The following is a 26,594-nucleotide window of genomic DNA, read 5'->3' as shown; positions in this document are numbered from 1 at the left end:
AATTATCGCTTTAAATTTATGCAGCAATATATATAATAAAACAATTAAATAACAATTATTTGCATTATCATGACGATTTCAGTGTTACTTCTATGGATAGGATGCTTAGCTGTATTTCTCTCTAGCCCCAATCAAACATTAATAATCAAACAACCGAATAAAAGCATTACTTGGTCAATTTTCAGCGTTTGTTGTTCAGCTAGTTGGTATTTACTATTAGCTTCATATCCAGCTATAACAGCAGCCTTAGTCGTGCTATCAATCGTTATGGCTTTTTGGACAATAATTGTGATTGCTCATGGTCATTTAAAAATACAGCTTTTACCATTCGTTTCTTTAGGTGCTGTTTTTTCAATTGGTTTAGCACAATTAGGAGGTTTGTAATGTGGGCAAAAAGCATACCTGCAATTTTTGGTGGATGTCTGGTTTCAGTTTCTATCATGCTAAATCTTAACTACTTATTACCCGCAGCAGTAGATACACGCCTGTTTATAGGATTACTGTGCGCTTTTCCTTTATGGATCAGTATGATGGTTTGGTGTTATGTCAGTGATTGCGGTAGACAAGCATGGAAGAGGTGCTTTTCAGTATTGTTACTGTCAGTTTGTCTAAACGCTATTTTTGTATTGAGATAAATAATGAATAAAGAATTTTTGAAAAGAATCACAGATGCACATAGTTGGATTGGGTTAATCATATCCGGTTTACTATTTATTGTATTTTTTGCGGGGTCAATTGCACTATTTAGAGGTGAAATCACTCAATGGTCAATGCAACCGCATTTTAAAGCTAATCAAGGCGAATCACTACCTGTTAGCCAAATTCTTGAAATTGCCATCAAAGATAGAAATTTTGATGCTAAAGAACATCTTACTTTAGTACAACCAAATAAATACATGCCTTATCATCAAGTTTACATTGATGTAGAACATGAAGCAGGGCAAGAAGATCATGATGCCCTTTTGATCGATCCGATCACAGGTGAAATCATAGGCAGCCCGGATGATTTTTACTTAGCTAATTTTATATATAAATTACATTATGATTTAAATATGCCTTCGGGTTCATATGTTATTGGCTTTGTCACACTCTTTTTCTTTTTTGCAATCATTTCTGGTATATTTATGCACGCTAGAAAACTAATTTCAAACTTTTTTAAATATCGCGCTCAACAACTAAAACGAAGTCAATTACTTGATATGCATAATGTTGTTGGTGTAATGAGCCTACCATTTACTATTATGTATGCCATCAGTGGTTTAATTTTCAACTTAGTGATTATTTACCAAATCGCATTTGCGGTTATTTTGTACAAAGGCGATCAACAAGCATTATTAGATGATGCTGGCTATCAAGAAATAGCGCCCAAGTGGGCTGATAAAGCATGGGAAAACCCTAAAGTTGATGACATATTACATAATATTAAAGACAAATATAATTCAACGCCTAGTATGATTAGATTTTATAACTATGGCGACCAAAGCGCAGTGATGCAAATAAGAGGCGAAGTACATACAGAGTTTGCATATAGATATGAAACGGCAATAGCGGTGTCAAATCAAGAAGCCTTATATGTTAAAGATGAAAACAACCCTAATACACTCGTAAAAGGTTTATATGTTATCTCCAGACTTCACTTTGGTGATTATGCCGGATTAGATTTAAGGGTGTTATACTTTATTTTAGGAATTGGTGTATGTGGACTCATCATTACAGGCAACCTACTTTGGATTGAAAAACGCAGTAAACAAAGGAACCAATCACCAAAAACGCTGGCATTTGTAAACAACTTTACTTTATGGAGTACCGGAGGTGTTGTAATCGCAACGGCTGTCGCCTTCATTACAGAACGCCTAATGCCTATCACCTTTACACAAAGACCTGATTATATGGTGTATAGCTTTATTGCGACATTAATCTTAGTGGCGTGTGTTTTACCTTTTAATAGTAATAAAAAAGTTTTTTTAGGCTATTTACTTAAAATATCAGGGCTTCTTTTATTATCAACTGTGATACTTGATTGGGTGATGTTTGGTACTGGAATATTAGATTTATGGCAGCAAGGTATAAAAACTATCATAGCAACTGAAATAGGTTTAATGTTAGTTGCATGTATATTTATATTCACTAGCACCAAGCTCATAAAACCATATAAGAAAGCACAAGTAGCCAACGAAAATGAGGCTGTTTTAGAAGTTCAAAGCTAATATTATTTATCGGATAAAGACACATACTTGAAGTATGTGTCTTTATCCGAACTAGGTAGTTTTATATTCCTATAATTGGATTTATAAAATATCGAATATCGTCATTAAACCAATATGATAATACTGCTAAATTAACAATAACTGTGCACCAAAAACTAAATCTAAAAGATGACTTTTGTGATTTATGCCTTAAAAACTGTTGCGCTAATGCCGCTCCAGGCCAGCCACCAGCAATAGATAAAATATGTAAGGTACTTTCTTGAGTACGCCACTTATCTCTTTTTGCTTTTTGTTTATCTATAGCGTAAAGCATAAAAGTAACAAAACTTAATGCCCAATAAACTATGACAATATCTTGGGGGAAACTTTGAATTAACCAAGCAATAGTAATACTCAATAAAAATAAACTCGATAGATAAATAGAAAAGTGATTTTTTCTGGCGTTATTTACTTTGTTAATTTTTCCCTGATTACTCGAGAAAATTGCATTTTTAGCACAAGGCTTACCATCTTTACCTTTTGATGGTGTATAGGTGACTATCTCATTGAGTGATGGGATATAATTACGACTAGTAAAAGCCGATATATGAATAAATATATCAGCACCGCCTGCTAATGGAGAAATAAAGCCAAATGCTTTTTCTTCATTCCATGAAATTAATTTTCCTTTGGCCCTCAATGCTTGCTCCGTATTAAATTGTATACTCTTCCTTGTTAATCAAGAGTATACAATATGCTCGATATAAAATAAAACCTGTATCTATCAAAATTTAAACTAATGATTAATCTCGGACATAAGGGTTAGAGCGTCGCTCTTCTCCAAAAGTACTCATAGGACCATGGCCTGGAATAAAACGCACATCATTACCTAGTGGCCATAAATTTTCTTTTATAGATTTAATAAGTGTTGGTTGATGCCCTTTTGGGAAATCAGTTCTGCCGATACTGCCATTAAATAATACATCTCCTACTTGCGCTAACTTAGTTTTTTCATGATAAAAAATCACGTGGCCTGGGGTATGACCTGGGCAAAAAAATACATCTAATGTGATATTGCCAAAAGTCACTTTATCACCTTGGTCTAACCAACGATCTGGAACAAATGCCGATACGGGTTGAAAACCAAATTGTGCTATTTGCTCAGGAAATAAATCAATCCAAAACTGATCTTCTTTATGAGGCCCTTCAATTGTTAAAGATAACTTTTCACTTAACTCAGCACTGGCACCTGCATGATCTAGATGGGCATGGGTTAAAAATATTTTTGTTAAAGTAACGCCCTGCTTTTCAACCTCAGCCAAAATTGTATTTATATCACCACCTGGGTCTACAATAGCCGCCTCTTTAGTTTCATCACACCAAAATAAGGTACAGTTTTGTTGAAACGCGGTAACAGGAATGATTTTATACTGCATCATAAAATTTAACTTCTTTTGACTAAAAACAATTATGTCGATTATTCATTATTTATATTTTGAATTCCAGCCTTGTCGCGTTAAAATATACGCGCTAAAAATTAATACTAATTGTATTAAGTAAGTTCCCATCCAGCGGGAGTTAATTAGTACAATTGGTATAAGCACATTCTCAGGGCGGGGCGAAATTCCCCACCGGCGGTAAATTCAACTTTGAATCAGCCCGCGAGCGCTTTAAATGTTTAATTTTAATCTATTTAAAGGTCAGCAGATCTGGTTAAAATCCAGAGCCGACGGTCATAGTCCGGATGAGAGAGAATAAAAATACATTCAGTTTAATGCTGAGTGTATTTTCTTTGCATACGTAAAAACTTGCAACTCTACATTCCCTGATCCTGGTAATCATAAATTTTAAGGAATTTACCATGAGTCAGTCTTTATTAACTCAATTTGGCGAGCCTCACGCTCGTGTCGAAAATGCATTAACCGCATTACGCGCAGGCAAAGGCGTATTAGTTGTTGATGACGAAAACCGTGAAAACGAAGGTGACTTTGTTTTTTCAGCTCAGCACTTAACCACACAACAAATGGCTATGATGATCCGCGAAGGTAGCGGTATTGTATGTTTGTGTTTAACCAATGAGCGAACTAAACAACTGCAACTTCCGCAAATGGTGCAAGATAATACTAGCCAAAACAATACAGCTTATACTGTGACGATTGAAGCAAAAGAAGGGGTGACAACAGGTGTATCTGCCGCTGATCGTGTTACTACAATCAAAGCAGCAACTAAGGCAAATGCTAAACCTGAAGATTTATCTCGTCCAGGCCATGTATTTCCTTTAAAAGCCAATAGTGGCGGCGTATTAGTGCGTAGAGGTCATACTGAGGCATCTGTAGATTTAATGGCTCTAGCTGGATTGAGTCCCTTTGGCGTTATTTGTGAACTCAATAACCCTGATGGCTCAATGGCCAGGTTACCTGAGGTAACACAGTTTGCTAATAAGCATGATATGCCTGTGCTATCGATTGAAGATTTGGTTTCTTATATCACTGAAAAGCAAACCATCGCAAGCTAGTTATCAAGCATATTCAATACTAAGCCACATATTATATGTGGCTTTTTAGTTTTATAAACCTAAAGAAAACCATATCTTTTAGCATTCGAAGGATAGTGAGTCTGTTTTTAGGCGGCTATAAATAAAATTTGCCATTGTGAAGTTGGAAATTTAAAGCCAAGTTTATCATTTTTAGATGAACAGAATTTTGCTATGGCTTTATTTATATCAACAGCATATTCAACTAATTCAAAAAGGGGTAATTTTATAAAAGAATGTAATTGGACTTCTTTTATTTCAGTTGAAATAGTTTGTAAATTAGAATTACGCTTTAAATACTTTGTCGCTATATTTTGATGTGAAATATCAAACTTGAACTGTGTATTTATCGAATCTATGCGAGTCAAATCATAAAACAACTTAAAAGTTGCGATAACCAATACAATTAAAACAAATAACATCAACTTAAACTTTTTTTGGCTTAATTCTGCACCTGATTTGAAGTTTCCACTGACGATAGGCGGGTTAAGTCTATCGCTTTTAATTAAAAAGTTATTATGTTTAAAATAGTTTTGACTCATTTAACTTAAAATAGATAATCCTTTAATGTAATCAAAATTTACACAAAAAATGTGGATTAAATATGGAGGAGTTTTTTAAATCACTAACAGTTAACTGACTGCTTTTTTAAACAGTATTTCAAACGGTCCCAATTTAAAAAATTTAAGCCAAACATTACTAAACACAATACTCAAAATACAAAAGCTAATCGCACTTAAAAATGCTATTTCTATAGAGCTAGTATCAAAAAGCCCCAGCAACTCAATTAACCCCATACCTAAAATAACATGCGCGATATAAATACTTAAAGATAACTGCCCCGTTTTAGCTAAGCATTTAAGTAAATAAGATTGCTGATTGTTTTGATAAATATAAACACATGCCACAATAATCATCATCGAAGAACATACAGCTGAAATCATATATTGTGGTAATGGAGGGATAATTGAAGTAGAAAATAAGAAAGTTACCTCATCATTTAATAATCCAAACTCACTGTTATCAATTGCAAACAACCTTAAACCGTAAAAGCTCGCTTCAATAAAAACTAATCCTGATAAAGCGACTAAAAATAATAACTTTTGTGTTTTTCGTTCTAATAAAGTTTGACGTCCTAACCACATACCAAAGACTAAAAATGCCGACCAAGGAAATACAGGATGAAATCCATTAAAAAATTGATGCCTTAATATCCCATCCAAACTCCAGAAGTTTTGATAACTGAGCGTTTTCCAGTTCCAACCATGTCCGTAATCAATAAAAAACATTAATACAGGGAAAATTAATATAATTGCGATAGTCAGTTTAAGTAAGTTTTTATCGCGCAAATTAATTGAAACTAAGCCAATTAAAAAGTAAAAACCATAAAAATGTAAAATATCAGCTGGCCAAATTAAGGTAAATATATAACCTAATCCAATTAATAATATAGCCCGTTTAAATAGTGATATTTGAATTCTAAATTTTTCGAAATTGCTTGTTTGAAGCTGACTGTGGCGAGATAAAAATGTAATACCCATACCCGCTAAAACAACAAATAATGCAGATGCCCTGCCCTCAAATAACTCAGTAAAAGTCATTAAAAAACTATTACCGTATTTACCACCCATCACAATTTTAAAATTGACAATTATCATACCAAATATGGCCAAAGCGCGGGCAAGATCAAATCCTGCTATACGATTATTCATATTTCCTCTCTAGGATATAAAGCAATAGGCTTCAAGTATTTAATAAATTGAAGCCTAGTTATTAAATGAAGATGCTAAAAACTGACACTAAATCCAATAGAAGGTCGCATTTCAAAGTCATCCGTTTCTTCTTTAATAATCAAATCATTCGTCGATTGTATTTTTTGGTAATCCAAATCTATGTAACTGACATTATCTTGGCCATAAACATTCATCACTTCCAAAATTAGCATGGCATCTAAATCAAAAAAGTCTGTTTTTCTTTCAAAACGAATATCTAGCCTGTGAGCAACATCAAAACGCTCTGAAAAAGGTTCGCCATATTGTGGTAAAAACTTCCCTTCATGATCTGGATTATTAGTGACCCCCGTAATAGGTGTATAAGCTTGACCACTTCTCGCTGTAAAATTAAAGCCACCATTCCAACGTTCGCTAATTTGATAGTTAAACACCACATTCATAACTAAAGGCGTGTCTGTATAATAATCTCTGGTGATATCACGTCTTAAGTCTGTACGTTCACTTTTAGCATAACTCAGTGACATCCAGCCATACCATTTATCGGTTTTATTCTTATTGATTAAGAAATCAAACCCATACGCTTGTCCTTCAACATCATTACTATACAAAAGATCTGAATCAGCATAATTTTCGGTTAATGCCAAAGGTAAATCTGACATGGTTTTATAATAACCTTCTATTGACCAACTCCATTCGTCTGCGAGCTCTTGTTGAAAACCTAAACTAGTATGCTGAGCTGTTTGCGACTTTAAATTAGGGTTGCCGATTTCTGGCACTATAGTATCTAAATCTTGTAAACGATTATATTCGCCATATTTAAAGTTGATGGTACTTTCATCTGTTGCAAAATAACTTAATGCGACTCTCGGGTGAACAAAAGTTTCATCTGTATAATCGTTATGTTGCCATTGCGCTCCAAGCTCTGTTTGTATTTTATCTGTGGCTTGCCAGATATGCGATACACCAACAAATTGATCATCTATATCTTCTGTCCTAGTGTCTTGTACTCTGCCGCCTTTATTTAAAGTACAATCAGGGTCAATATCTGTACACGTATATTGAATCATATCATAACTAAACTCTATTTCTTTATCATGGTATGCTGCATCAAATATAAAACTATGCTCTTGATTAAAATGATAATTTACTCTGGCTTTATATGTAATTTGTTTTTCAGTTTCATTTTCATAAAACCCACCATCAGTTTGACCTCTACCATATTCAAACTTGCCAGTTTCACTTAAAGAGCCTATACCCACTTTCAAATGGAAACCTTCTCCATAATGATCCCATAAAATATTTTGGCTATTAAATCCTCTGCTAAACGTAGCATCACCCTGATATTCTGGATTTTTTAATGCTAGCTCTGCACGTTGATTAAAGTTAGCCTTGGCGCTATCTTCTGCACCGGTAAATGAGAAGGTAAACATATTATTATGATTCACATCCCATATTAGTTTACCCTGATAATCATGATCATCAGGCGCTTGATTAACTGTTACACCTGTAAGCTCTCCATCATCATCTTCTAACTCTTCACCTTCTTCAAAAAATAAAGGCAAGGTACTTTTACGGGCCGAAAAGTAAAATGCAGTGTTCTCTGTTAATTGTCCTTCGGTAAAAATGCCCGCATTAAACATAGTAAAATCTAATGTTGTTTTAAGCGGTTGATACTTGGGGTTTCTTAAAGAGACATCAAATACAGCACCTGTTGCATTGCTATAACTGGTGCCATAGCTCGCTGAATATAATTGAAAATCTTGAATGATATATTTATTAAATATAGAAGAGCCAAAGTCATGAAAAATATACCCAGCAGGCATAAAGTCAACTTCAAATAAGTTATCACTTGGTGCAGAGCCTCTCACTGCAGGTTCACTCATAGCGCCACCAGCAGCAACCACACCAGGTAGTGCATAAACGGCTTGCAACGGATCACCCATCGCGCCAGGCATACTTGTTAATTTTTGTGCATCATCAGTGATCTGGGTTAAAACACTACTTCGCTTAGTTTGCACTTCAATTCGCTCTATTTGTTTTGTTTCAAGTACTTCTTGAGCATTCACATTATGAAAGTTAGCACTCATAAATATCGCGAGTGCTGATAGCTTAAATTGTATTTTTGATGATGTCATTAGGTCATCCCTGTAGTTAATTTGCATATAATTTAGATGAATTCAAAGCAAAATAATGTCAGAAATGTGTAGTGGCTTTGTCAAATACTGTATGTAAATGTATAAAAGTGTAGAAATAGATTCCGAAAACATGGAAATAAACATTAAAATTACAATATATTAAAGATATTTTAACAATGTAGTGTTGGCAATTGTTGTATTTACTTTAGCTACAAAACGATATTCGTTTTGGCTAAATTTTAAGGAAAATAATAATGACAACACAGATCCAAGCCATATCAATTTGTTGTACGCTAGCATTGATTACCTCACCGAGCTTTGCCAAAGAACTTTGGATCACAGCCGATGCTGATTCAATAAAAACCCTTCAAAAAGTAAATGCAAAAATTCAAAGTAATGCACAATCTATATCACAAACTCAAAAAGTAATTGCTAAATTTGATGATAAGAATGTCATTCAGCTAAGTAAACTAATGCACGATGAACACAGGCGCTGTGGTGGTTTTACCGTGCATTCATCAAAACAAGATGCTATTGCAGCCAGCTTACTGCCTTCAACTTTGGCAAGCTTTATTCCACCTGTTATCAATCAAAATATCAAAGTAACAAATGCGTTAAGTCAGCTAAATGCTAATAATATTAAGAACACAATTAATGACTTATCAGCATTTACCAACCGGTACTATCAAACAAGCCATGGGGTCAATGCTGCAAACTCAATAGAGGATCGTTGGCATAACTTATCAAAAAATATTAACTGGGCGACCGTAACAGCATTTAACCATAGCGCATGGCAGCAGAACTCAGTTATTCTCACTTTAGAAGGTAGTGAAAAACCAGATGAAATTATCATTATTGGTGGTCATTTAGATTCAATTAGCGGTACATCAACAGGGGAGACCACTATCGCACCAGGTGCTGATGATAATGCATCTGGTATTGCCACTTTAACAGAAGTATTAACTGTATTTTTGGCAACTGGAGAACAGCCAAAACGTACTATTAAATTTATTGGCTACGCAGCGGAAGAAGTAGGTTTAAGAGGAAGTGGAGAAATAGCAACACTCGCTGCTAACAATAATGATAACGTTCTTGCTGTCATGCAATTAGATATGACAGGTTACATAGGTGGTCCAGAAGATATTGTATTTATGGATGATTATACTGATTCAGGATTAAATACTTATTTAACACAATTGCTTGATGTATATCAGCCAAATGTAAATTATGCATTTAGTACATGTGGCTATGGTTGCTCAGATCATGCTTCGTGGCACAATAAAGGATACCCAGCTGCAATGCCCTTTGAATCAAAAATGAATGCGTATAATCCACATATCCATACTGCCAATGATACACCAGATAAATTAGATACCACTGCTGAACATGCACTAAATTTTGCAAAGCTCGCCACTAGTTTTGCAATCGAAATGGGTTTTAATATCGCAATTCAAGAGTCGCCAACGTTAGAGAATAATATCCCAGTAACTAATTTATCGGGCGCCAAAAATAGCATTAAAAATTATAAATTTATCGTACCTAATGCAGCCACTTCAGTCACAATTGCAAGCTCTTCTGGTACGGGTGATGCCGATTTATATATTAAAAAAGGCGCAGAACCAACCAGTACTAATTACGATTGTCGCCCATATAAAAATGGTAATAATGAAACATGTAATTTCACTGAAAATGTCGCTGGTGAGTACTTTGTTCAATTGAATGCTTATAGTAGTTATAGTGGCTTATCTTTAAAAGCTTCTTATGAGCTTGGCAATACAGGTGGTAATAGTGGCAGTGAAACCAATTTATCAGCGAGCACTGGCAATTGGCTTTATTACCAAGTAGCAGTACCTGCAGGCACTTCAAGTTTAAATGTTTCAATAAAAGATGGTAGTGGCGATGCTGATTTATATCTTCAACAAGGTAATCAGCCTACAAAAACAAGCTATGTATGTCGGCCTTATAAAAATGGCAACAGTGAGGCTTGTACTCAAACAAATCCACAAGCTGGAACATGGCATATTGGGGTTTATGCCTACTCAGGCTTTTCAGGTTTAAATTTAACTTGGCAATATTAAGTTCAACATATATCCAAGCCAGCTAAAAATTTAGGATTCTTCTGGCGTTAGAAACACTTTAGAAACTTCTAAGCAATACTGAAACCGGTATTTTGAAGCTACGTGGTTTAAGAAGCAGCTGTTCACCAGTTGCTTCTATTATTTTATTGACCTATTTTCTGAGATATTTTTTACCCAGTATCACCAATAAAATACCACCTAAGACTACGAAAGATGATAAAACTAGTCTTTGTGTGATGATCTCATTAGCAAAAATGACGCCGCCGATAGCAGCAATGATAGGCACACCAAGTTGAACAACTGTAGCTTGAGATACACTTAACCCATTAAGAGCAATATACCAGATAAAACCATCAAAATAATACCTGATATTGAAGGTGTCATTAAGGTGGGTGAAACTAAATATATAAAGCCAACAAATGAAATTATTAAACCCAACCATTCACTATAGTGAAGCTTATTCCCTTTTATCAAATTTACGATTAGCATCGAGATTTGCACTGAAGCAAATAAAATAAGTGCCCCAACGCCAGTATCTAAGATGATATAACCTAAGGAAAAGCAAATCGCATATATAAACAACATGGTTGCAGCTAACCAACTGCCCTTAGTTCTTATATGGTTCTTTTTATTAATCGCTTTATTTTTAAGTATTAAAATCAAAAATAAAATCATAATGCCAGATAACAGCCTGATCACAGTAAAACTGGCTGAATCTATTAAGTTTTCACCTAATGCGAGTCGGCATAAAACAGAGTTACCAGCAAAAGCAAATAATGCAAATACCGTAAAGCTAATCGTTTTTATATAATTTTGATTCATCTATGGTTTATACCATTATGTTAACTTTTAAGGGAGTAACCATAACTGACATAACATGCCTAGAATTGAAACCCCCAAAGATTCTGAGCTATTTAGCAAACTCACAATATTGTGGTTGTATTAAAGTTAAATAATCTTGTGTATTTAATATAAATGACTTTGTTAATATGCCGGCATTAAATGCAATTTTTTCATTATATAAAATTGATTCATCTAAATATAAATCATATGGATAGATAGGTTTACCAAAAGGCGGTAAAGCCCCCTTTTCAACATAGCAGATATCTTTTAACTCTTCTTCGGTGGCAAATCTGAGTTTTTGTGTTTTAAGGATCTTTCTTACTTTATTAGAATCTACCTGTTTTTGTGCTGAAATAACAAATAGATGAAAACCTTTTTTATCTTTAAACAATAATGTTTTACCACCTATTTTTATATCTTCGCCTCTGGCTTGGGCTGATATTTCACAGGTTGCTGCAGCTTCATGGTCAACTTCTTTATAACTAATATTGTTATTTTCTAATAATGCTCTTAGGTTTTCTGTGATACTCATCGTTCATATAGACAACTTATAAATCATGTTGGGTATCATAATTGTAAAAATATAATTAGCAAGCGGGATAAATTCCCGCTTACACCCATATCAAAGTGTTAATCATCACCTAAAAACATATCTTCATCTTCTAACTCATGTGGCAAGTCATCATCTAACTCTTCTAAGTTAATACTCTGTGTTTGAGCATAATAAATTGCTGTTGGAGCAGAATAGTTTGGGACATTATCATAACTAAATACACTATAATACTTAGGGATGTTTGCATTACCAAAGTTATCAAATGTATATTCGTCTTTGCCGCCATAAATCTTTACACCATCAAAAGGTGACTTTGGCGGATGAAATCGATTTCGTACAACAAAAGAACCTACAAAATCAGAATCATCTGGGTTTTGCCAAGTCAATTTAACTTGTTTATTTTCAATCAAAGCCTCTAAGTTTGTAGGCTGTGCTAAAGCGTATTTTCGACGCTCTAGATAATTAATAATAAGCTTAGCTTTAAACTCTTCGTTATCACCATGAAAATCAACAAGTGCATTAGTCGCTTGTGATTCTGCTGTTGCTCGAATAATAAAGTAGAAAGGTTTATTTTCACAATGTAGCCGCTCTAATGCTTGCATTGAATAGCTATCAAATATGAAATGATGCTGAGATTTATCTTTAAGCAGCTCATTAGAAATTTCATAGCCAATATACTCAATTTTTTCTCTTTGTTTCACACTTTTATAATCAACATCTTTAAGCTCCACCAGTTCAATGGTAAATCTAATATCTTTTGATGTTGTTAAATAATTTTTATTATTGAGTTGTAAATATGCTTGTGTGATCACTGTGATATCTGAGTTTGGCAAAACATCTAGTGCAAATGCCATTTGTCCGTATACAATTTTACCTTGCTGATCAAACCCTGATTTAAGTTGATCACTTTGTACAAATTCAGGATGAATTGTATTAAGTACAGCAGGACTCATCTCTATAATTTTAGGCGGCTGCGAATAAATTATATCTAAGTAAGGGCGATAATGTAAACCACTTCCAAAAGGCCCGTAACCAATATCAAACTGCATCATTTGAGAATCATTACCTAAAGGCAAGCTTGTTGGCCCTTTGATCCTCAATAAAATCTCTTGGTTTTTATTTAAAATAAGTTGATCTAATACATTACGTTCTACGCCATTAAACTGCCATTTACTCCAAATGCCTTGTGTCATTTTATCTGACTCTATTGTTTGACCTAAACTACAAATACTATCTGCATTGGCTATTTCATCATAATCATAAATATCAATTATTTGACTCGCATCTAAGATATCAATCGACCATTCACCAAACTTCTCAATTTTTGCATTAACACGATTCATTGGGTAAAGAGAGAACTTGGCATTTTTAATCATGCTGCGCTCTGGTAAGTTACTTAAATCAAAACGTATTACACCGTAACTAATACCACGTTTTTTATTCACCCCGATAAACATTGAGTTATAACCAAAATGTTCTTTATTTTTATTAGTGTAATTTTGCGCTAAATAACCCACATCTTGCTTTGCAGGGAATAAAGTCATAGAAAATTCATTACTTGCTAACTTGGTTTTTAAACGTAATTCTGGGCTAAAAGGCGATTTAATTTTTGTTACTTTATCAACAGCTCTAATATTATAAAAATAACTCTGCCCACTTTTTAACTGTACGTCTGTAAACTCTGATGACTTAGTGATAGCCACTAAAGTTTGCTCATTGCACATATTTTTATTTGTTTCGCTACGATATATTTCAAAGTACAAATCATCTTTAACAGGGCAAACCCACTCAAGCGTTGCTGTATCTGTGCCGATTTCTTTAATCGTAAACCCTTCTATTCGCTTAGGAGCAAGCTGAGAATAATTAATTGCTTCAGATAAAGCATGTATCAAGGCTGGGATATTTTCATCAATACTTTGCGCCATGTTTTGCATATAATCAGGAATATTACGCGTACCCACTTCAACAACAACCGCTAATATCCCCTTCGAATAATAATATTCACGTCCACTGCCTCTAATTAAATTAGCGGGTGGCTTTCCTCTATGAATACCGTATTGTCTGCCAGTTACTTTCTTAATTTCATTATTCATATTGGCACATAAGATATTAAGATCTGTGCCCTCTATCTCAACTTCATGATTAAATTTATGGGCAGGAAAAAACACATTCCCTTGTGAATGATAATCAAGGGATACTGTTATATTTGAATGTGTTTCAACAAAATCTCGAATGGCCCGAGTTTCAGGCTCAGAGAAAGGATAAGGACCGCCATAAGTATTGCTATTACTATCGCCTCCTTTTCTAAATTTTGAATCAAAGTTACGATTTAAATCAACGCCATAAGACCCATCGCCATTTACTCGTCTATTTTTACGCCAAAATGAAAAATGATTACGTGAATACTCAAAACCGTCGGGGTTTAAACATGGCACCATATAAAGTGTATTACGGGTTAAAGTATCCATTAGCTTAGGATTAACACGGTAGTTATCCAAAATATACTTAATGAATTTAATCGCCAACTCATTGCCAATCCACTCTCTGGCATGAATAGAGCCCGTATACAATAAACCTGGTTTTTCATCGGAGAAGGCAACATCAATTGATATAGTTGCCATCATTATTGGACGATTTTCCCACGTTTCTCCGATACTGTGTAATCGAATTAAATTAGGGTGTTGATTCATCGCATGCTGTAAGAAGTCGATGGTTTCTTGATATGACGCGTATTGTATTTTCATAAGGATACTTTTATTGATTATCAAAAATTTTTAATGGGCAACTTCAAATTTAAAAGCTGCCCTAGTGCCACAATTTATAAATCTTTACTAAATTGTGCCCAATGAGATTGAATCACTTCTAATTTCTTGGCCTTAACATTTTTTATTTCACATAACTTTTGAGGGTTGTTTTGCAACGCGTCAACAACGCCCTGCGTTCCTAAGGTATTTACAATTTCTTGTGCCATTTTATTGCCTATACCTTTAATACTTGTGAAAAATGACATTAAACTTAATTGCGATATGGCAGTTTGATCGTCTGGTGTTTCTAAGACCAAAGAATCACAACTTTCATCTTTACTCACTTGAATGGGCGCTGGTTGAGTAAATAATTCAGGATTATTTAGCTGAAAGTTATCTTGAAAATTCCATACATCACTAGGCCATTCTTCACCATTATTTTGCTCAATTCGCATCACTGGATAACCAAATTCATCTAATTGATTAAACAACTCATTGCTATCACAACTCGGCGTATGCTTGCCAAATGTAATATGCCTCATAGTTCTAAGCAGACTGACATTGATCTTGCCTAATTCTTCCCAGTTCCACATAGGAATATGAGGCGCTTTAAATTGCCCATTTGAATACTTCCACATCAGGTATTGACCGATCCAATCGCGAATATAAGGAAAAGCAGCAAAGGCAGTTGCACACTCTAAAATATAAATCTGACCATTTTTACCTAACGCAATGTCACATGCCCAATACTCAGCATTAGCCGCTTTAGAGGTTTCAATAGCCAGTTTTAATACATTTTTAGGCACATTTGCATAATCCATACTGCCGCCTTGGCTGGTATTTGTTAGCCATTCACCTTCTGGTGGTCTTCTCCAAAAAGCACACACAGGTTTATGCCCTATTAGCATCACTCGAATATCGGCTTCCATAGGAACAAAATCTTGAACATATACTGGGTAGTATTTACGTTTATTTAATAAAGCTTTTGCTTCACCATAGCTGTCAACTTTATGTACAAAATATCCACCATAATTTGATGGCCCAAAAGACCGCTTTATAATTTTAGGATATGTCGCTTTTTTCAGATATTTCTCTGCACGATCAGGTACATAAAAAATACTTGTTTTAGGTGCTGGCAAATTATATTTATTACAAAAGTGCGTTACATTTTCTTTTGATTTATTTGAAAACTGTGCATCTAGTGAGGGTACAAATTCAACATGAGGTAATGCTTTTGCGATTTCTCTAAATGTTTCATATGCTGTCGCCGGAATATTACCTATTAATACATCTATTTTTTTTGTTTTTATTTCATCTATAAAACGTTGTTTATCTTTACCCCAACGATAAGTGACTTGCTCAATTTTGTTTGGCCAGCCCTTAAAGTTAGACTTATCAAAAAAGCGCATAACGTGGTTTAAATACAAAAAGCCTAGTTTAGGTAAAGAGTTTTTATTTTTCATTTTACGCAACCTTTGAGGTAGATTGAGAAACAGTTCGATCAATTAAATTAACAATCGCGTCTAATTTTTTATTATTAAAATTAAGCCCTAGTTTTTCTTGCTCTGGTGTAGCAAATGCTGGAATGCTATTAATTTCTAGTACCACATAGCGCTCTTGTTCACGGTCATAGATTAAATCTACACCAGCTATCTCCAAACCAGCTAAATCAGCGGCCCGCTTAGCAAGGTTAACAACTTGATCATTTGGTTCTCGAACAAAAATGCTGCCACCAGAAGTAATATTTGTTTTCCAATCATCTTTTGGCGCTTTTCGGCCATAACAACCGACGAGTTGTCCATCAACAATATCAATGCGGTAATCCGTATTGTCATAATCAATAAAACGCTCAAGATAAAAATAACGTAAATCAGTTCGGCTTAAAAAAGGTAATAACATATCAAGGGCTTGCTCCCCTTCAATTTTTACAATACCGACACCGCCCCAACCATCAGTTGGTTTGTAAACAAGCTTCCCTCCCCAGTCTTTAATGGCTTTTTTTAAACCGTGGGTATCATTTTTATGACATAAGCGATATTCAGGGGTAGCAATAGAGTGATTATTTAGTAGATGTGCCGTTTTAAATTTATCTTCAGACAATGCAAATGCTGCATAATTATTTATGGTAGGAATACTCTGACTAATGGCTTCATATAAATACAATTGATATTGGCTCTGCTGTCCTGCGTTATAACTTAAAAACAAATCAAGCTCTTCCATTATGATACCATTACAAAATATATTGCCATCTCTGGCATAAGCATCTCTCAAGTTTAGCCCTGTAACACAGTTAATATCTCTTTGCTTAAGCGCATCGACCATTTTCGTTTGAATTTGACTTCCGCCACCATTTTCATATAACCACAAACCAACATTTGCTATTGCCATCCTTTATCTCCTTTAAAGCCTTTGTTGCCAATTAAGCTTAACCAATAAGTGTTTTTGTTATCCCTATTAAAATCTAGTTTTATGACAGTTAGTTGAAGCAATATAAAATCACTAAATTGTTCATTAAACGGTCACAAAAATGAAACTTAAAATTTAAACTTTTATATTTAAATACAGTGATACATCACAATAGAAATCACTATGGAAGGCTTAATTAATGACTAAATCAATGAATTTTTCTGAGCTTGAAAAACTAATCAATATCAATTCATACAGCAAAAATAAATGCGGAATAGATCAAAATGCAGATGTTTTTAAATCTTGGATGGCTCCTTTGGGCTTTGAAGCTCAAACATTTGAAAGAGCACTCATAGGCGATCATATTTTATTTAAGTCCAAAAAAAAGCCTGGCAAAAAAATATTGTTACTAGGTCACTTAGATACGGTTTATCCACCTGGGACATTTGAAGGTTTTTCTCAAGACGATAACTGGGTTTATGGACCTGGAGTATGTGATATGAAAGGTGGTAACTTTGTTGCATTAAATGCATTGAGAGAGTTAAAAAAACAACTTGGTGACATTTATAATGTTGATATGCTGCTTGTGAGTGATGAAGAAACAGGTAGTGATGATAGTAAGTCCCTTTCAAGTCAATTAGCTGCAAACTATGATTATTGTTTTGTATTTGAAGCTGCGGGTAAAGACCATGAGGTTGTCATAGCAAGAAAAGGCGTTGCAACTTTTAATATCGAAATTAAAGGTAAAGCAGCTCATGCAGGAAATGAATATAGCAATGGCATTAATGCTAATTTAGCAGCTGCTCATATGATCATAGACTTAACTGCTTTGACTGATTTAAAACAACAAACCACTGTTAATGTGGGTAAATGCGCAGGTGGTATCGGCGCTAACACCATCTCTCCAAAAGCAAGTTTAATTGTTGAAGCTCGTTTTAATTGTTTTAATGAAAAACTGCGCGTATTGGAGAATATCTATCATATAGTCGATCATGCCAAAGTTGAAGGCGTTAAAATCAACATAAGTGGAGGTGTGCAAAGAGATGTCATGTCATCAACCCCAAAACAAAAAGCATTATTAGATTTTATCAATACAGCCATTGGTTACACGTTACCTACTGAATCACGTGGTGGAGTAAGTGATGCTAATACCATGTCTGAAGCTGGGTTAATAACATTAGATGGCTTTGGACCATTTGGTGATGGCGACCACACAATACACGAACGCGCTTGTAAAAAAAGTTTTATAAGACGTATCAATGAGATGAGTCAAATTTTAATTCAATTATCAAACCCCAATTATGATACACACTCCGATAGCTCAGTAAAAAAAATGCAATCTGCTTAACGTTTTAATGTAATCTATCGACTGAATAAATCAGTCGATAGATTACACTTATTCATATTCTGTAAAAACAACAAAAAAGCAACATTTAAAATAAAACAAATTGGTTAGTTTTCACACACACCAAAAAATCCTTATATTCTCAAGACAATAAAAGAACAACAACTATTAAAGTAAATTCAACATCAATACCTACCATACAATGTTAATACATTGTAAATTAACTTTCTTTTAATACATTTTAGTTTTACAAATAGGGACACCTCTATCAAGGTACTTAACGTGCTTTGTTATGTGACATAAACAATAAAATTTCTTTAAGGATTTAAGATGAAAAATGTATTTAAATTTGCTCCTGTAGCCGTTGGTATCATTTTAAGTATGAATACACATGCAGCACAGTGGCAAGATGCACAGCAAATAAGCGCTAATAACAATATAGCTAATTCTGTTATACAACAAAGCATTAGCCAACAGCTTAATTTGCCAAATGACTACCAAATGAAAGAAGTTCGAACAGTTGTATTAAAAAACGGTAATGTAAAAGCGAGATATCAACAACAATATAAAGGGATCCCGGTTTATAACAGTGCCATTGTTGCCCAATCTAATAGCTTTGGCTTGATGCAAGCAAGCGTAGGTCAAGTACTCACTAATATAGAACAAGATATTATTTCTACTGCTGTAACACTTTCTGCTGAACAGGCGATGAGAAAGTTAATCTCACAAAGCACAATAAAGGTTAAAGCCGAAAATAAAAAATCACAGCTTTACGTTTATTTAGATGATCATCAAGAAGCTCGTCTTGTTTATGAGCTTTCCTACTTCAATGCACATAAACAACCTACACGCCCATTTGCTATTATGGATGCCAATACGGGTGAAATCATCAAACAATGGGAAGGTCTGGCTCATGCACTAGTGGGAACAGGCCCTGGAGGAAATGAAAAAACAGGTCAATATGAATATGGTACAGACTTTGGATTCTTAGATGTCACTCAGTCAGGTAATACATGTACTATGAATAACGCGAATGTAAAGACTGTGAATTTAAACGGTTCAACATCAGGTTCTTCAGCATACAGTTATAGCTGTCCAAAAAATACATTTCAACAAATCAATGGGGCTTACGCGCCATTAAATGATGCACACTTCTTTGGTGGCGTTGTTTTTGATTTATATAATGATTGGTATGGCACTGCCCCTTTAACTTTCCAATTAACAATGCGCGTTCATTATTCTAGTAATTATGAAAATGCATTCTGGGATGGTTCAGCAATGACATTTGGTGATGGCGCAAATACTTTCTATCCACTTGTAAGTCTGGATGTTTCTGCTCATGAAGTAAGCCATGGTTTTACTGAGCAAAATTCAGGTTTAGTTTATAGCAATCAATCAGGTGGTATTAATGAAGCCTTCTCTGATATGGCTGGTGAAGCTGCTGAATTCTTTATGCAAGGATCTAACGATTGGTTAGTAGGCGCGCAAATATTTAAAGGACAAGGTTCTTTACGCTACTTTCAAGATCCAACGCAAGATGGCAGCTCTATTGGCCACGCATCAAACTATTACAATGGTATAGATGTGCATCATTCAAGTGGTGTATTTAATCGTGCTTTCTACTTACTTGCAAACACGGCTGGTTGGGACACAAAAAAAGCATTTGAGGTTATGCTTAGAGCAAACCAGTTATACTGGACTGCTAATACAACATTTGATGAGGCGGCTTGTGGAGTAAAACGTGCGGCTACAGATGCAAGTTATAATGCAGATCATGTTATTACAGCCTTTAATACTGTTGGTGTAGACGCGACATGTGGTGGCGGAGGTGGCGGTGACACTGAAACTCAACTAGAAAATGGTGTTGGTATAACAGTTTCAGGTAGCAAAGACTCTCAAACTCTTTACTATATTGATGTACCAGCAAGTGCAACTGATTTAGCTGTTCAGATCAGTGGTGGTAGCGGTGATGCCGACTTATATATGAAAGCTGGCAGCACAGCTTCAAAATCAAACTATGACTGTCGCCCATACAAAAATGGTAATACTGAAAGCTGTACAGTTGCAGCGCCAGCAACAGTGCGTTATTCCGCGATGTTAGATGGATACGCGGCTTATTCAGGTGCTACTTTAGTTGCAAGTTACACTGAAGGTGGCTCTGGTGGCGGTGGTACAGGTACTTTTGAAAATAATCAAAGTTACTCAATACCTGATAACAATGCATCTGGCGTTACTAGTGATATCGCAGTCGCTGATATTGGCAATGCATCAAGTGTAAGTGTAGATGTTGATATTAGTCATACATATAAAGGTGACTTAAAAGTAAGTTTAATTAGCCCGAGCGGTGTAAGTTATGTACTGCATAATAATTCAGGTGGTAGCACTAATGATATTAAAAAAACTTACTCTGTGACCTTAAATGGCACTGACACAACAGGTACTTGGCAACTAAAAGCTGTTGATAGTGCATCTTGGGATACAGGCAAAATTAACCGTTGGTCTATGACTTTTTAAAAATTCGTTTTAAATTTCCCGAACGTTTCATCAAACCTATATTGCTTGCAATATAGGTTTTTTAACTTATCTAGTTGCATATAAACCAGTAAATGTTATTTTTACCCCATTGTAATTTTCAGGACAAAAATATTATGCCAAAGGCAAGTGACGTTAAAAAAAATACAGCAATTGAGTATAACAACAGTGTTTACATCATCAGGGATATAGAACGCTCAGTACCGCAAGGTCGTGCTGGTGGCAGTTTATACCGTATGCGTATGTACGATGTAGTATCAGGTCTTAAAGTTGATGAAACATTTAAAGACAGTGACATGCTGACGCTTGCTGATTTATTTCGTCGCCAAGTTATGTTCTCATACCTAGATGGTGATGAGTTTGTATTTATGGATAACGAAGATTACACGCCTTACAACCTAAATAAAGAAAGCATTGAAGACGAAGTGCTATTTATTGATGAAAATACGCAAGGTGTTCAAGTTGTTTTAGTTGATGGCGCAGCTGTTGGTATTGATTTACCTTCAAGTGTAGAGCTTGTGATCACAGAAACTGACCCTTCAATTAAAGGTGGCTCTGCTACTGCTCGTACCAAACCAGCAATTCTTTCTACAGGTTTAACCGTTCAAGTACCTGAGCATATTTCTACTGGTGACAAAATCAAAGTAAATACTGAAGAACGTAAATTTATGGGCCGAGCTGAATCTAAATAAGTCAGCCTTTTAAACTACAAATTAAAGGGGACAACAGTCCCCTTTTTTACGATCTCGATTTTAAAGCTGCTAACTAAAAAGCTTTATCTATTCTTACACTACCATTAGCTAAGTAAATTAAACGTATTTTGTCATCTCGATTAAATATCATTCTAGAATCAAAATCTTGTACAACCATGTACCTTTTACCTTGCTCGGTTTTAATCATCATCTCAACTAAACGTAAGGTTTTTTCACGATATTGAGGATGTTTTTTATCTGAGATAGAAGCACCAATTAAAGACCCTAAAATAGTTGCTGCTACTTGACCGCTACCGTCACCAAATTGACTACCAATGGCACCACCAACTAATGCACCACCAAAGACTTTCCAACCCTTATTGCGATCTCGGATTAATTCCTGCTGTGTAATGTTTCTAACAGATTGTACTTTACCAAATAAAACTTCCTGTACTGGTACGGCTTTATTTCTTTCATACCCAGCACTGACATATGTACTGAATATAAAAGTCATAAATATTAAGGTGATTACTTTTTTCATAATAAATACCTTTAAGCTTTTCTACCAACCTACACGGGCAGTTTCACGAGTTTTACGAATTTCAGTTTCATCAGCCCACTCTACTAATCCACTTTCTAAGTCCATCAGTCTCATAGTGAACTTATAATATACGTCAGCTTTATCTTTATTAGATTTTACAATACTCGATAAGTTACCGTATAACATATATTGCGCGCCCACTTGCTTACCAAAAGCAATTGCCTTATTTGGGTTAACCATGCCACCACTTTGTTGAAAGTTTAATTGCTCACGAGCTGCTTCTACTCTGCCCATATCTACAAAACGAAATTTTCCTGAGCGTAATAGCTTAGTTGAAACAGAATCTGTAATGGACTCAGTATCTATATGTTCACTGGTTTTATTTTTGATTCGCTCAACAAAAACCACTGGTCTGCTATTGGCAGTTAATGTGCCTACAACTGGCGAGAGTAATAATGAATCAGTCATTTGAGTGGCTACTTTTTGTAAATCCGTAGAGCCAAAATTAATATCTGTTGTTTCGACTGCCGTTGCATCACCGTAACTTACTACAGCCTTATTTGCACAACCTGTTAGGGCTAAAACAGTCATACCGATTGCGGTACCTACAATTGCTTTTTTCAAGAGATTATCCTTCTTTCAAATTTAATCTAAATTAGTTTTAAAATCTTTGTGCTTTAGTTGATACTTCACGCACATATACTTTGAACTTGGAAGCCTTAACAGATGGCGCTAAAGCGTCTAAATTAATTACTGCAAAACCATGTAAATCAAGAGGCTTCCAAGGCGCTTTGCCTGCTTCAACCGCAAAACCTTGCTCATCAAACCATTCAAAATGATATTGTAAGTTTTGTGATTTTTTATATTTGCTGCTGAGCTCTAAATTTAACTGCAATAAATCATTGTTCTTGCGGGTAATAATGTTGGAAATTTGTAATTTTTTAGCTAATTTAGGATTATCTAATTTTAAATGTATCTTATAGTTATCTGATGCGGTCATTTGGCTTGAACCTATGCCCGACGTAATAGGTTTAGCACAACCTAACATCATAAATACACTAACTAAAATGACGAATACTAATTTCATAAAATGAGACATCTAACAGGCCCTTTATAAGTTAATTGCTTTGTAATCAATATGATTACCCGTTGCGGTTATATTTACTAAAGTGATGCGATTTGCTTTTACATCAAAGTTAATTTCTTTATTAAGTGCGCCAACTTTGATTGAAATATTATGATTCCCCTCAGTTACATCAGATCTCATTATCTTGCTAGATTGCGGAAGTGTTAACCAGCTTCTTGTATCTGCTCGCTCTGACGACAAGTTATAAATATTGGCCAAAATATTACCAACATCTCCACCTTCTTTACTCATTTTTTTACGCATTTTTTCTTTTGCGATAAGTCTAATAACCTGACGGGTAATTAAACTCGGTAATTGTGATTTTAAAGTTTGCGCAGCAAGTGCTTCAACTTTTACAATTTGATCAAAAGTGAGTACTTCATCATTTATACTTAATTGCGCATTCGGAAAATACTGTTCAGATTTATGATAAACAGGTAGCGAAACACTATAAAAACGCATTTCATCATCACTAGTATAAACAGGTAAGCGTAAACGCATTTCATCTCGCTCTTCAACCAAACCTTGATCATAAATAACAACTACTTGACCTGTATTTTTTTGCTTATTTTTCTGGTATTTGCCAAAGCGTTTTTCAAACTTTGCTAAGTCATCTGTCATGCCTAATTGTGTGGCGAGTTTTAATACGTCATTTTGTAAATATTGATTATCTGGGTATATTTCTAATGCTTTTTTATAATCAATATAGGCATCGTTTAACTCCCCTGAAGCTTCATAAAGTACCGCTGACATATAAAATGTGTAGGCATTTTGAAAGCCATTTTTAGCTTCACCAATCACATCTTCCATTTCTGGGTATGTCGTACTGATACTTTGCCAATCAAGCCTTGCATCATTTTGTAAACTTGCTATTGCATCATTTATGACATCAAAGTTATTTTCTAAAGCAGCTCTTTGTACTAAATTTGCTTTTCTAATTTCAACCAATGCCGCTTCATAATCGCCTAAATAAAGATAATTCAATGCTTGATAGCTATGCATCATGCTTTGCTCATAATCAGGCACCACATAAGTAATCGCGTTATCATTACTCAATACAGCACCAATATTTTGTATACCTTTACTCATTTGCAGCTTAGCTTTAAGTTTTTGTTCATCGATATAAGCATTTGCTTGGCTAAAATAAAATTTACTTGCTTTATAGTCACCAGATAAATGTTTTAAGCGCCCTTTTTCTAATAGAGCTAAGACATAGTTAGTATCTGAGATCTCTCGCTCAGGCACTTGTTGTAAAGCTTGTTCATACTGACCATTAATAGCTTGTAGCTGTACAGGCTTCATTTGCTGTGCATAACCAGAGAATAAGTCTCTAAATTGCATGGTCGCGCAACCAGACAAAGTGAAAACAACTAAAATACACACAAATTTTGAAAATATAGGCTTTAACATGAAATACCAATTACTCTAAAATCTAAAAACACTATCAACCAAATGTGTTGATGTTGATATTCTATATAAAAATGAATTGAATAAAGTGAGCAATTGTATTGAAAGTGTAAGAAATCGTAAGATAGGTTTTATCATTATTAGCGCCATCAATTAAGGTCAACGCTTTTAGCTTAATATGTGAACATTAACTTAAACTGAACAAAGGCTTTAGCGCTGAAAACACTAAAGCCCTTAAATTTATACTAGATTGTTATTCTACAACTTCAACATCGAAATAGTGTTCAACACATTTTTGATAATCACCTTGCTGTAATGCAAAGTGACGGGTTTGATAACCAACTAGTTTACAAGCGAATGATTTGCCCTCTGGGTTTTCAGGGTAGTAACCCCAATCTTGATCCCAGTAAACTAAAAGTGCTCCAGCACCATTTTTATCAAAACGCTTTTGATCTTTACAACCTAATTCTTCATTGGCTTCAATAGGCACATTCAGATTATTTGCATGGGCTTTATAATAAGCAATACGATTAACTGACTGTGGTTTTTCATAACCATGACCACATTCAATACCACCATTAATAACATTAGTTGTAGCACCAAATCCAGGCTTTATACCATTGGCTGTATCATGTTCATTTGGTAGCCAAGTACCATCTATAACATGTAACATGCTAGGTTTTGGAGATGCTGGATAAGCAAAAAAGAACACAGCTGATGCGATATTTAACCAGCTAGTAGCTACGCGCTCAGGATCATCTAATAATACTTTAGTATCCCCAAACATAGCTTGTGAAAATGGCCCATAATTGTAGTTATAGCTTAACTGTTTAGCACCACGACCAAAGTATTTTTTATAACTGCCATCTGCATTTGTACCACATTGCCATGTTTGACCTTGCCAAGTATCAGGAGAACACTCCGCGTTATAGGGACAATTAGGTCCATCTTCACCACAACCAGCTTCACGTACATATACTAAGCCTTGTCGCCATTCTTCAATAGCAGAATTAGGATCGTGACCACCGGTTTCCTGCGTAAAGTGAGCAAACATAGTCGCTAAAGACTTACGACAAATCGCATCAGAATCTCGCCCATCATCATAAGTTGCACAAAAACCTGAAAATTTAGCGATAGATTTTAAAAATTTTGTATAAGTATAAGCCGCATCACGATCAGGGAATGTATTGACCCAAGATGCTTCATCAATAATTTGCTCTACACGTTTAACGTTTTCGGGGTTAGTCACACGTCCAGGTTTTACAGCTTCCACTATTTGATTATCTAATGTCGCAATTGACGCTTTAACTTCAACAAATAATGGTGTATCCGTTAAACTTAATTCATGAGCTAAAATTTCACTTTTAAGCATAGTATATCCACCACCCGGTTTTGGCTGTGGACCAGATGGATTACCAGGTTCAGTCGTATCACCACCACTTGAGCATTCGCCTGTGTTACCACCTTCACATTCCCTTAAAAATTTCCAAGGTCCCCATTGATTTGTTTTATCCGGCGTATCACCTTGTGTCCAATATCTCGCTTCAAAAAGTGATGCACTATAAAAGACCTGATCTCCTCCTAAATAAACTCCATTAGGTTTGAAGGCTTCAAAGCTTGTTGATGCAACTTGTTGACTGGTATCTGCATTAACTGCATTAATAGTGGTAATGCTGGGCAATATAAACAACATGCTCACTAATGTTTGTTTTTTTATTCTAAACACAATTAGTACCTATT

The 26,594-nt window shown here is 35.0% G+C and carries 23 protein-coding genes and 1 riboswitch; of the genes, 8 read left to right on the top strand and 15 right to left on the bottom strand.

Annotated features, from left to right (window positions below; genetic code table 11):
- Positions 1 to 69 precede the first annotated feature (69 nt).
- The 3 genes from PSA_RS09190 to PSA_RS09180 are packed head-to-tail and all read left to right on the top strand — an operon-like array spanning position 70 to position 2,207.
- Positions 70 to 384: a hypothetical protein gene (locus PSA_RS09190; RefSeq protein WP_042144658.1), complete on the top strand. Its 315-nt coding sequence runs from the start codon at positions 70 to 72 to the stop codon at positions 382 to 384.
- Positions 384 to 635, top strand: a complete 252-nt coding sequence (locus tag PSA_RS09185) for a hypothetical protein (protein ID WP_042144655.1) — start codon at positions 384 to 386, stop codon at positions 633 to 635. Before PSA_RS09190 ends, PSA_RS09185 begins: the two co-directional genes overlap by 1 nt.
- A gap of 3 nt (positions 636 to 638) precedes the next feature.
- Positions 639 to 2,207 (top strand): PepSY domain-containing protein, encoded by a 1,569-nt coding sequence (locus tag PSA_RS09180; RefSeq protein WP_052379939.1) that lies wholly within the window; start codon positions 639 to 641, stop codon positions 2,205 to 2,207.
- A gap of 61 nt (positions 2,208 to 2,268) precedes the next feature.
- Here PSA_RS09180 and PSA_RS09175 read toward each other — a convergent pair whose 3' ends face one another.
- Together PSA_RS09175 and PSA_RS09170 are read right to left on the bottom strand one after the other, a co-directional pair.
- Positions 2,269 to 2,886, bottom strand: coding sequence for a cold shock and DUF1294 domain-containing protein (locus PSA_RS09175; protein ID WP_042144653.1), 618 nt, complete (start codon positions 2,884 to 2,886; stop codon positions 2,269 to 2,271).
- A 103-nt stretch (positions 2,887 to 2,989) separates the two neighbouring features.
- The gene (locus PSA_RS09170; RefSeq protein WP_042144651.1) at positions 2,990 to 3,625 is read right to left on the bottom strand and encodes an MBL fold metallo-hydrolase; all 636 of its coding nucleotides are present in this window, start codon (positions 3,623 to 3,625) and stop codon (positions 2,990 to 2,992) included.
- A 161-nt stretch (positions 3,626 to 3,786) separates the two neighbouring features.
- Positions 3,787 to 3,946, top strand: a riboswitch (FMN riboswitch).
- Between the two features lie 101 nt (positions 3,947 to 4,047).
- Between PSA_RS09170 and ribB the strand changes: the two genes are divergently transcribed.
- Positions 4,048 to 4,701 carry a 3,4-dihydroxy-2-butanone-4-phosphate synthase gene (gene ribB, locus PSA_RS09165; protein WP_042144648.1) on the top strand — a complete coding sequence of 218 codons (654 nt, stop codon included), beginning with the start codon at positions 4,048 to 4,050 and terminating at the stop codon, positions 4,699 to 4,701.
- 107 nt (positions 4,702 to 4,808) lie between these two features.
- Here the strand turns inward: ribB and PSA_RS09160 are convergent, their stop codons facing one another.
- From PSA_RS09160 to PSA_RS09150, 3 genes are all read right to left on the bottom strand, one after another.
- On the bottom strand, positions 4,809 to 5,261 hold the full coding sequence (locus PSA_RS09160) for a hypothetical protein (RefSeq protein WP_042144645.1): 453 nt from the start codon (positions 5,259 to 5,261) through the stop codon (positions 4,809 to 4,811).
- Between the two features lie 90 nt (positions 5,262 to 5,351).
- Positions 5,352 to 6,431, bottom strand: coding sequence for a DUF418 domain-containing protein (locus tag PSA_RS09155; protein WP_042144643.1), 1,080 nt, complete (start codon positions 6,429 to 6,431; stop codon positions 5,352 to 5,354).
- A gap of 74 nt (positions 6,432 to 6,505) precedes the next feature.
- A complete protein-coding gene (locus PSA_RS09150) occupies positions 6,506 to 8,587 on the bottom strand; it encodes a TonB-dependent siderophore receptor (protein WP_052379938.1) in 2,082 nt (693 codons plus the stop codon).
- Between the two features lie 254 nt (positions 8,588 to 8,841).
- Here PSA_RS09150 and PSA_RS09145 point away from each other — a divergent pair, with 254 nt between their 5' ends.
- A complete protein-coding gene (locus tag PSA_RS09145) occupies positions 8,842 to 10,665 on the top strand; it encodes a M20/M25/M40 family metallo-hydrolase (protein ID WP_052379937.1) in 1,824 nt (607 codons plus the stop codon).
- Positions 10,666 to 10,983: 318 nt separating this feature from the next.
- On the opposite strand, the gene PSA_RS09140 is transcribed toward PSA_RS09145, so the two are convergent.
- The 5 genes from PSA_RS09140 to PSA_RS09120 all read right to left on the bottom strand — a co-directional run bounded on the left by PSA_RS09140 (position 10,984) and on the right by PSA_RS09120 (position 17,193).
- The gene (locus PSA_RS09140) at positions 10,984 to 11,487 is read right to left on the bottom strand and encodes an EamA family transporter (protein WP_052379936.1); all 504 of its coding nucleotides are present in this window, start codon (positions 11,485 to 11,487) and stop codon (positions 10,984 to 10,986) included.
- An 88-nt stretch (positions 11,488 to 11,575) separates the two neighbouring features.
- A complete protein-coding gene (locus PSA_RS09135; protein WP_042144641.1) occupies positions 11,576 to 12,040 on the bottom strand; it encodes a YbaK/EbsC family protein in 465 nt (154 codons plus the stop codon).
- Between the two features lie 98 nt (positions 12,041 to 12,138).
- Positions 12,139 to 14,805 carry a M14 family zinc carboxypeptidase gene (locus tag PSA_RS09130; RefSeq protein ID WP_042144639.1) on the bottom strand — a complete coding sequence of 889 codons (2,667 nt, stop codon included), beginning with the start codon at positions 14,803 to 14,805 and terminating at the stop codon, positions 12,139 to 12,141.
- Between the two features lie 74 nt (positions 14,806 to 14,879).
- Entirely contained in the window at positions 14,880 to 16,268 is a 1,389-nt protein-coding gene (locus tag PSA_RS09125) for a RimK family alpha-L-glutamate ligase (RefSeq protein WP_042144637.1), read from the bottom strand.
- A gap of 1 nt (position 16,269) precedes the next feature.
- Entirely contained in the window at positions 16,270 to 17,193 is a 924-nt protein-coding gene (locus PSA_RS09120; RefSeq protein WP_042144634.1) for a RimK family alpha-L-glutamate ligase, read from the bottom strand.
- Between the two features lie 217 nt (positions 17,194 to 17,410).
- Here PSA_RS09120 and PSA_RS09115 point away from each other — a divergent pair, with 217 nt between their 5' ends.
- The 3 genes from PSA_RS09115 (at position 17,411) to yeiP (ending at position 21,780) form a co-directional block, all read left to right on the top strand.
- Positions 17,411 to 18,559 (top strand): M20 family metallopeptidase, encoded by a 1,149-nt coding sequence (locus PSA_RS09115; RefSeq protein ID WP_042144631.1) that lies wholly within the window; start codon positions 17,411 to 17,413, stop codon positions 18,557 to 18,559.
- Between the two features lie 327 nt (positions 18,560 to 18,886).
- Positions 18,887 to 21,070, top strand: coding sequence for a M4 family metallopeptidase (locus tag PSA_RS09110; protein WP_052379935.1), 2,184 nt, complete (start codon positions 18,887 to 18,889; stop codon positions 21,068 to 21,070).
- A gap of 134 nt (positions 21,071 to 21,204) precedes the next feature.
- Positions 21,205 to 21,780: an elongation factor P-like protein YeiP gene (gene yeiP / locus PSA_RS09105; RefSeq protein WP_042144629.1), complete on the top strand. Its 576-nt coding sequence runs from the start codon at positions 21,205 to 21,207 to the stop codon at positions 21,778 to 21,780.
- Positions 21,781 to 21,853: 73 nt separating this feature from the next.
- Here yeiP and PSA_RS09100 read toward each other — a convergent pair whose 3' ends face one another.
- The 5 genes from PSA_RS09100 to PSA_RS09080 form a co-directional block, all read right to left on the bottom strand.
- Positions 21,854 to 22,321 carry a glycine zipper 2TM domain-containing protein gene (locus tag PSA_RS09100; protein WP_042144626.1) on the bottom strand — a complete coding sequence of 156 codons (468 nt, stop codon included), beginning with the start codon at positions 22,319 to 22,321 and terminating at the stop codon, positions 21,854 to 21,856.
- 21 nt (positions 22,322 to 22,342) lie between these two features.
- Entirely contained in the window at positions 22,343 to 22,912 is a 570-nt protein-coding gene (lpoB, locus tag PSA_RS09095) for a penicillin-binding protein activator LpoB (RefSeq protein WP_193216500.1), read from the bottom strand.
- Positions 22,913 to 22,982: 70 nt separating this feature from the next.
- Entirely contained in the window at positions 22,983 to 23,408 is a 426-nt protein-coding gene (locus PSA_RS09090) for a YcfL family protein (protein WP_042144681.1), read from the bottom strand.
- A 24-nt stretch (positions 23,409 to 23,432) separates the two neighbouring features.
- Positions 23,433 to 24,857, bottom strand: coding sequence for a COG3014 family protein (locus tag PSA_RS09085; RefSeq protein ID WP_052379934.1), 1,425 nt, complete (start codon positions 24,855 to 24,857; stop codon positions 23,433 to 23,435).
- 250 nt (positions 24,858 to 25,107) lie between these two features.
- Positions 25,108 to 26,580 (bottom strand): glycoside hydrolase family 19 protein, encoded by a 1,473-nt coding sequence (locus PSA_RS09080; RefSeq protein ID WP_231665237.1) that lies wholly within the window; start codon positions 26,578 to 26,580, stop codon positions 25,108 to 25,110.
- Positions 26,581 to 26,594: the final 14 nt, after the last annotated feature.

Origin of the sequence: Pseudoalteromonas sp. '520P1 No. 423' (genome assembly GCF_001269985.1) — a bacterium.
Taxonomy (GTDB): Bacteria; Pseudomonadota; Gammaproteobacteria; order Enterobacterales; family Alteromonadaceae; genus Pseudoalteromonas.
The sequence above is the reverse complement of the archived record's forward strand: the minus strand, read 5'-3'. Positions and strand labels throughout refer to the sequence as shown.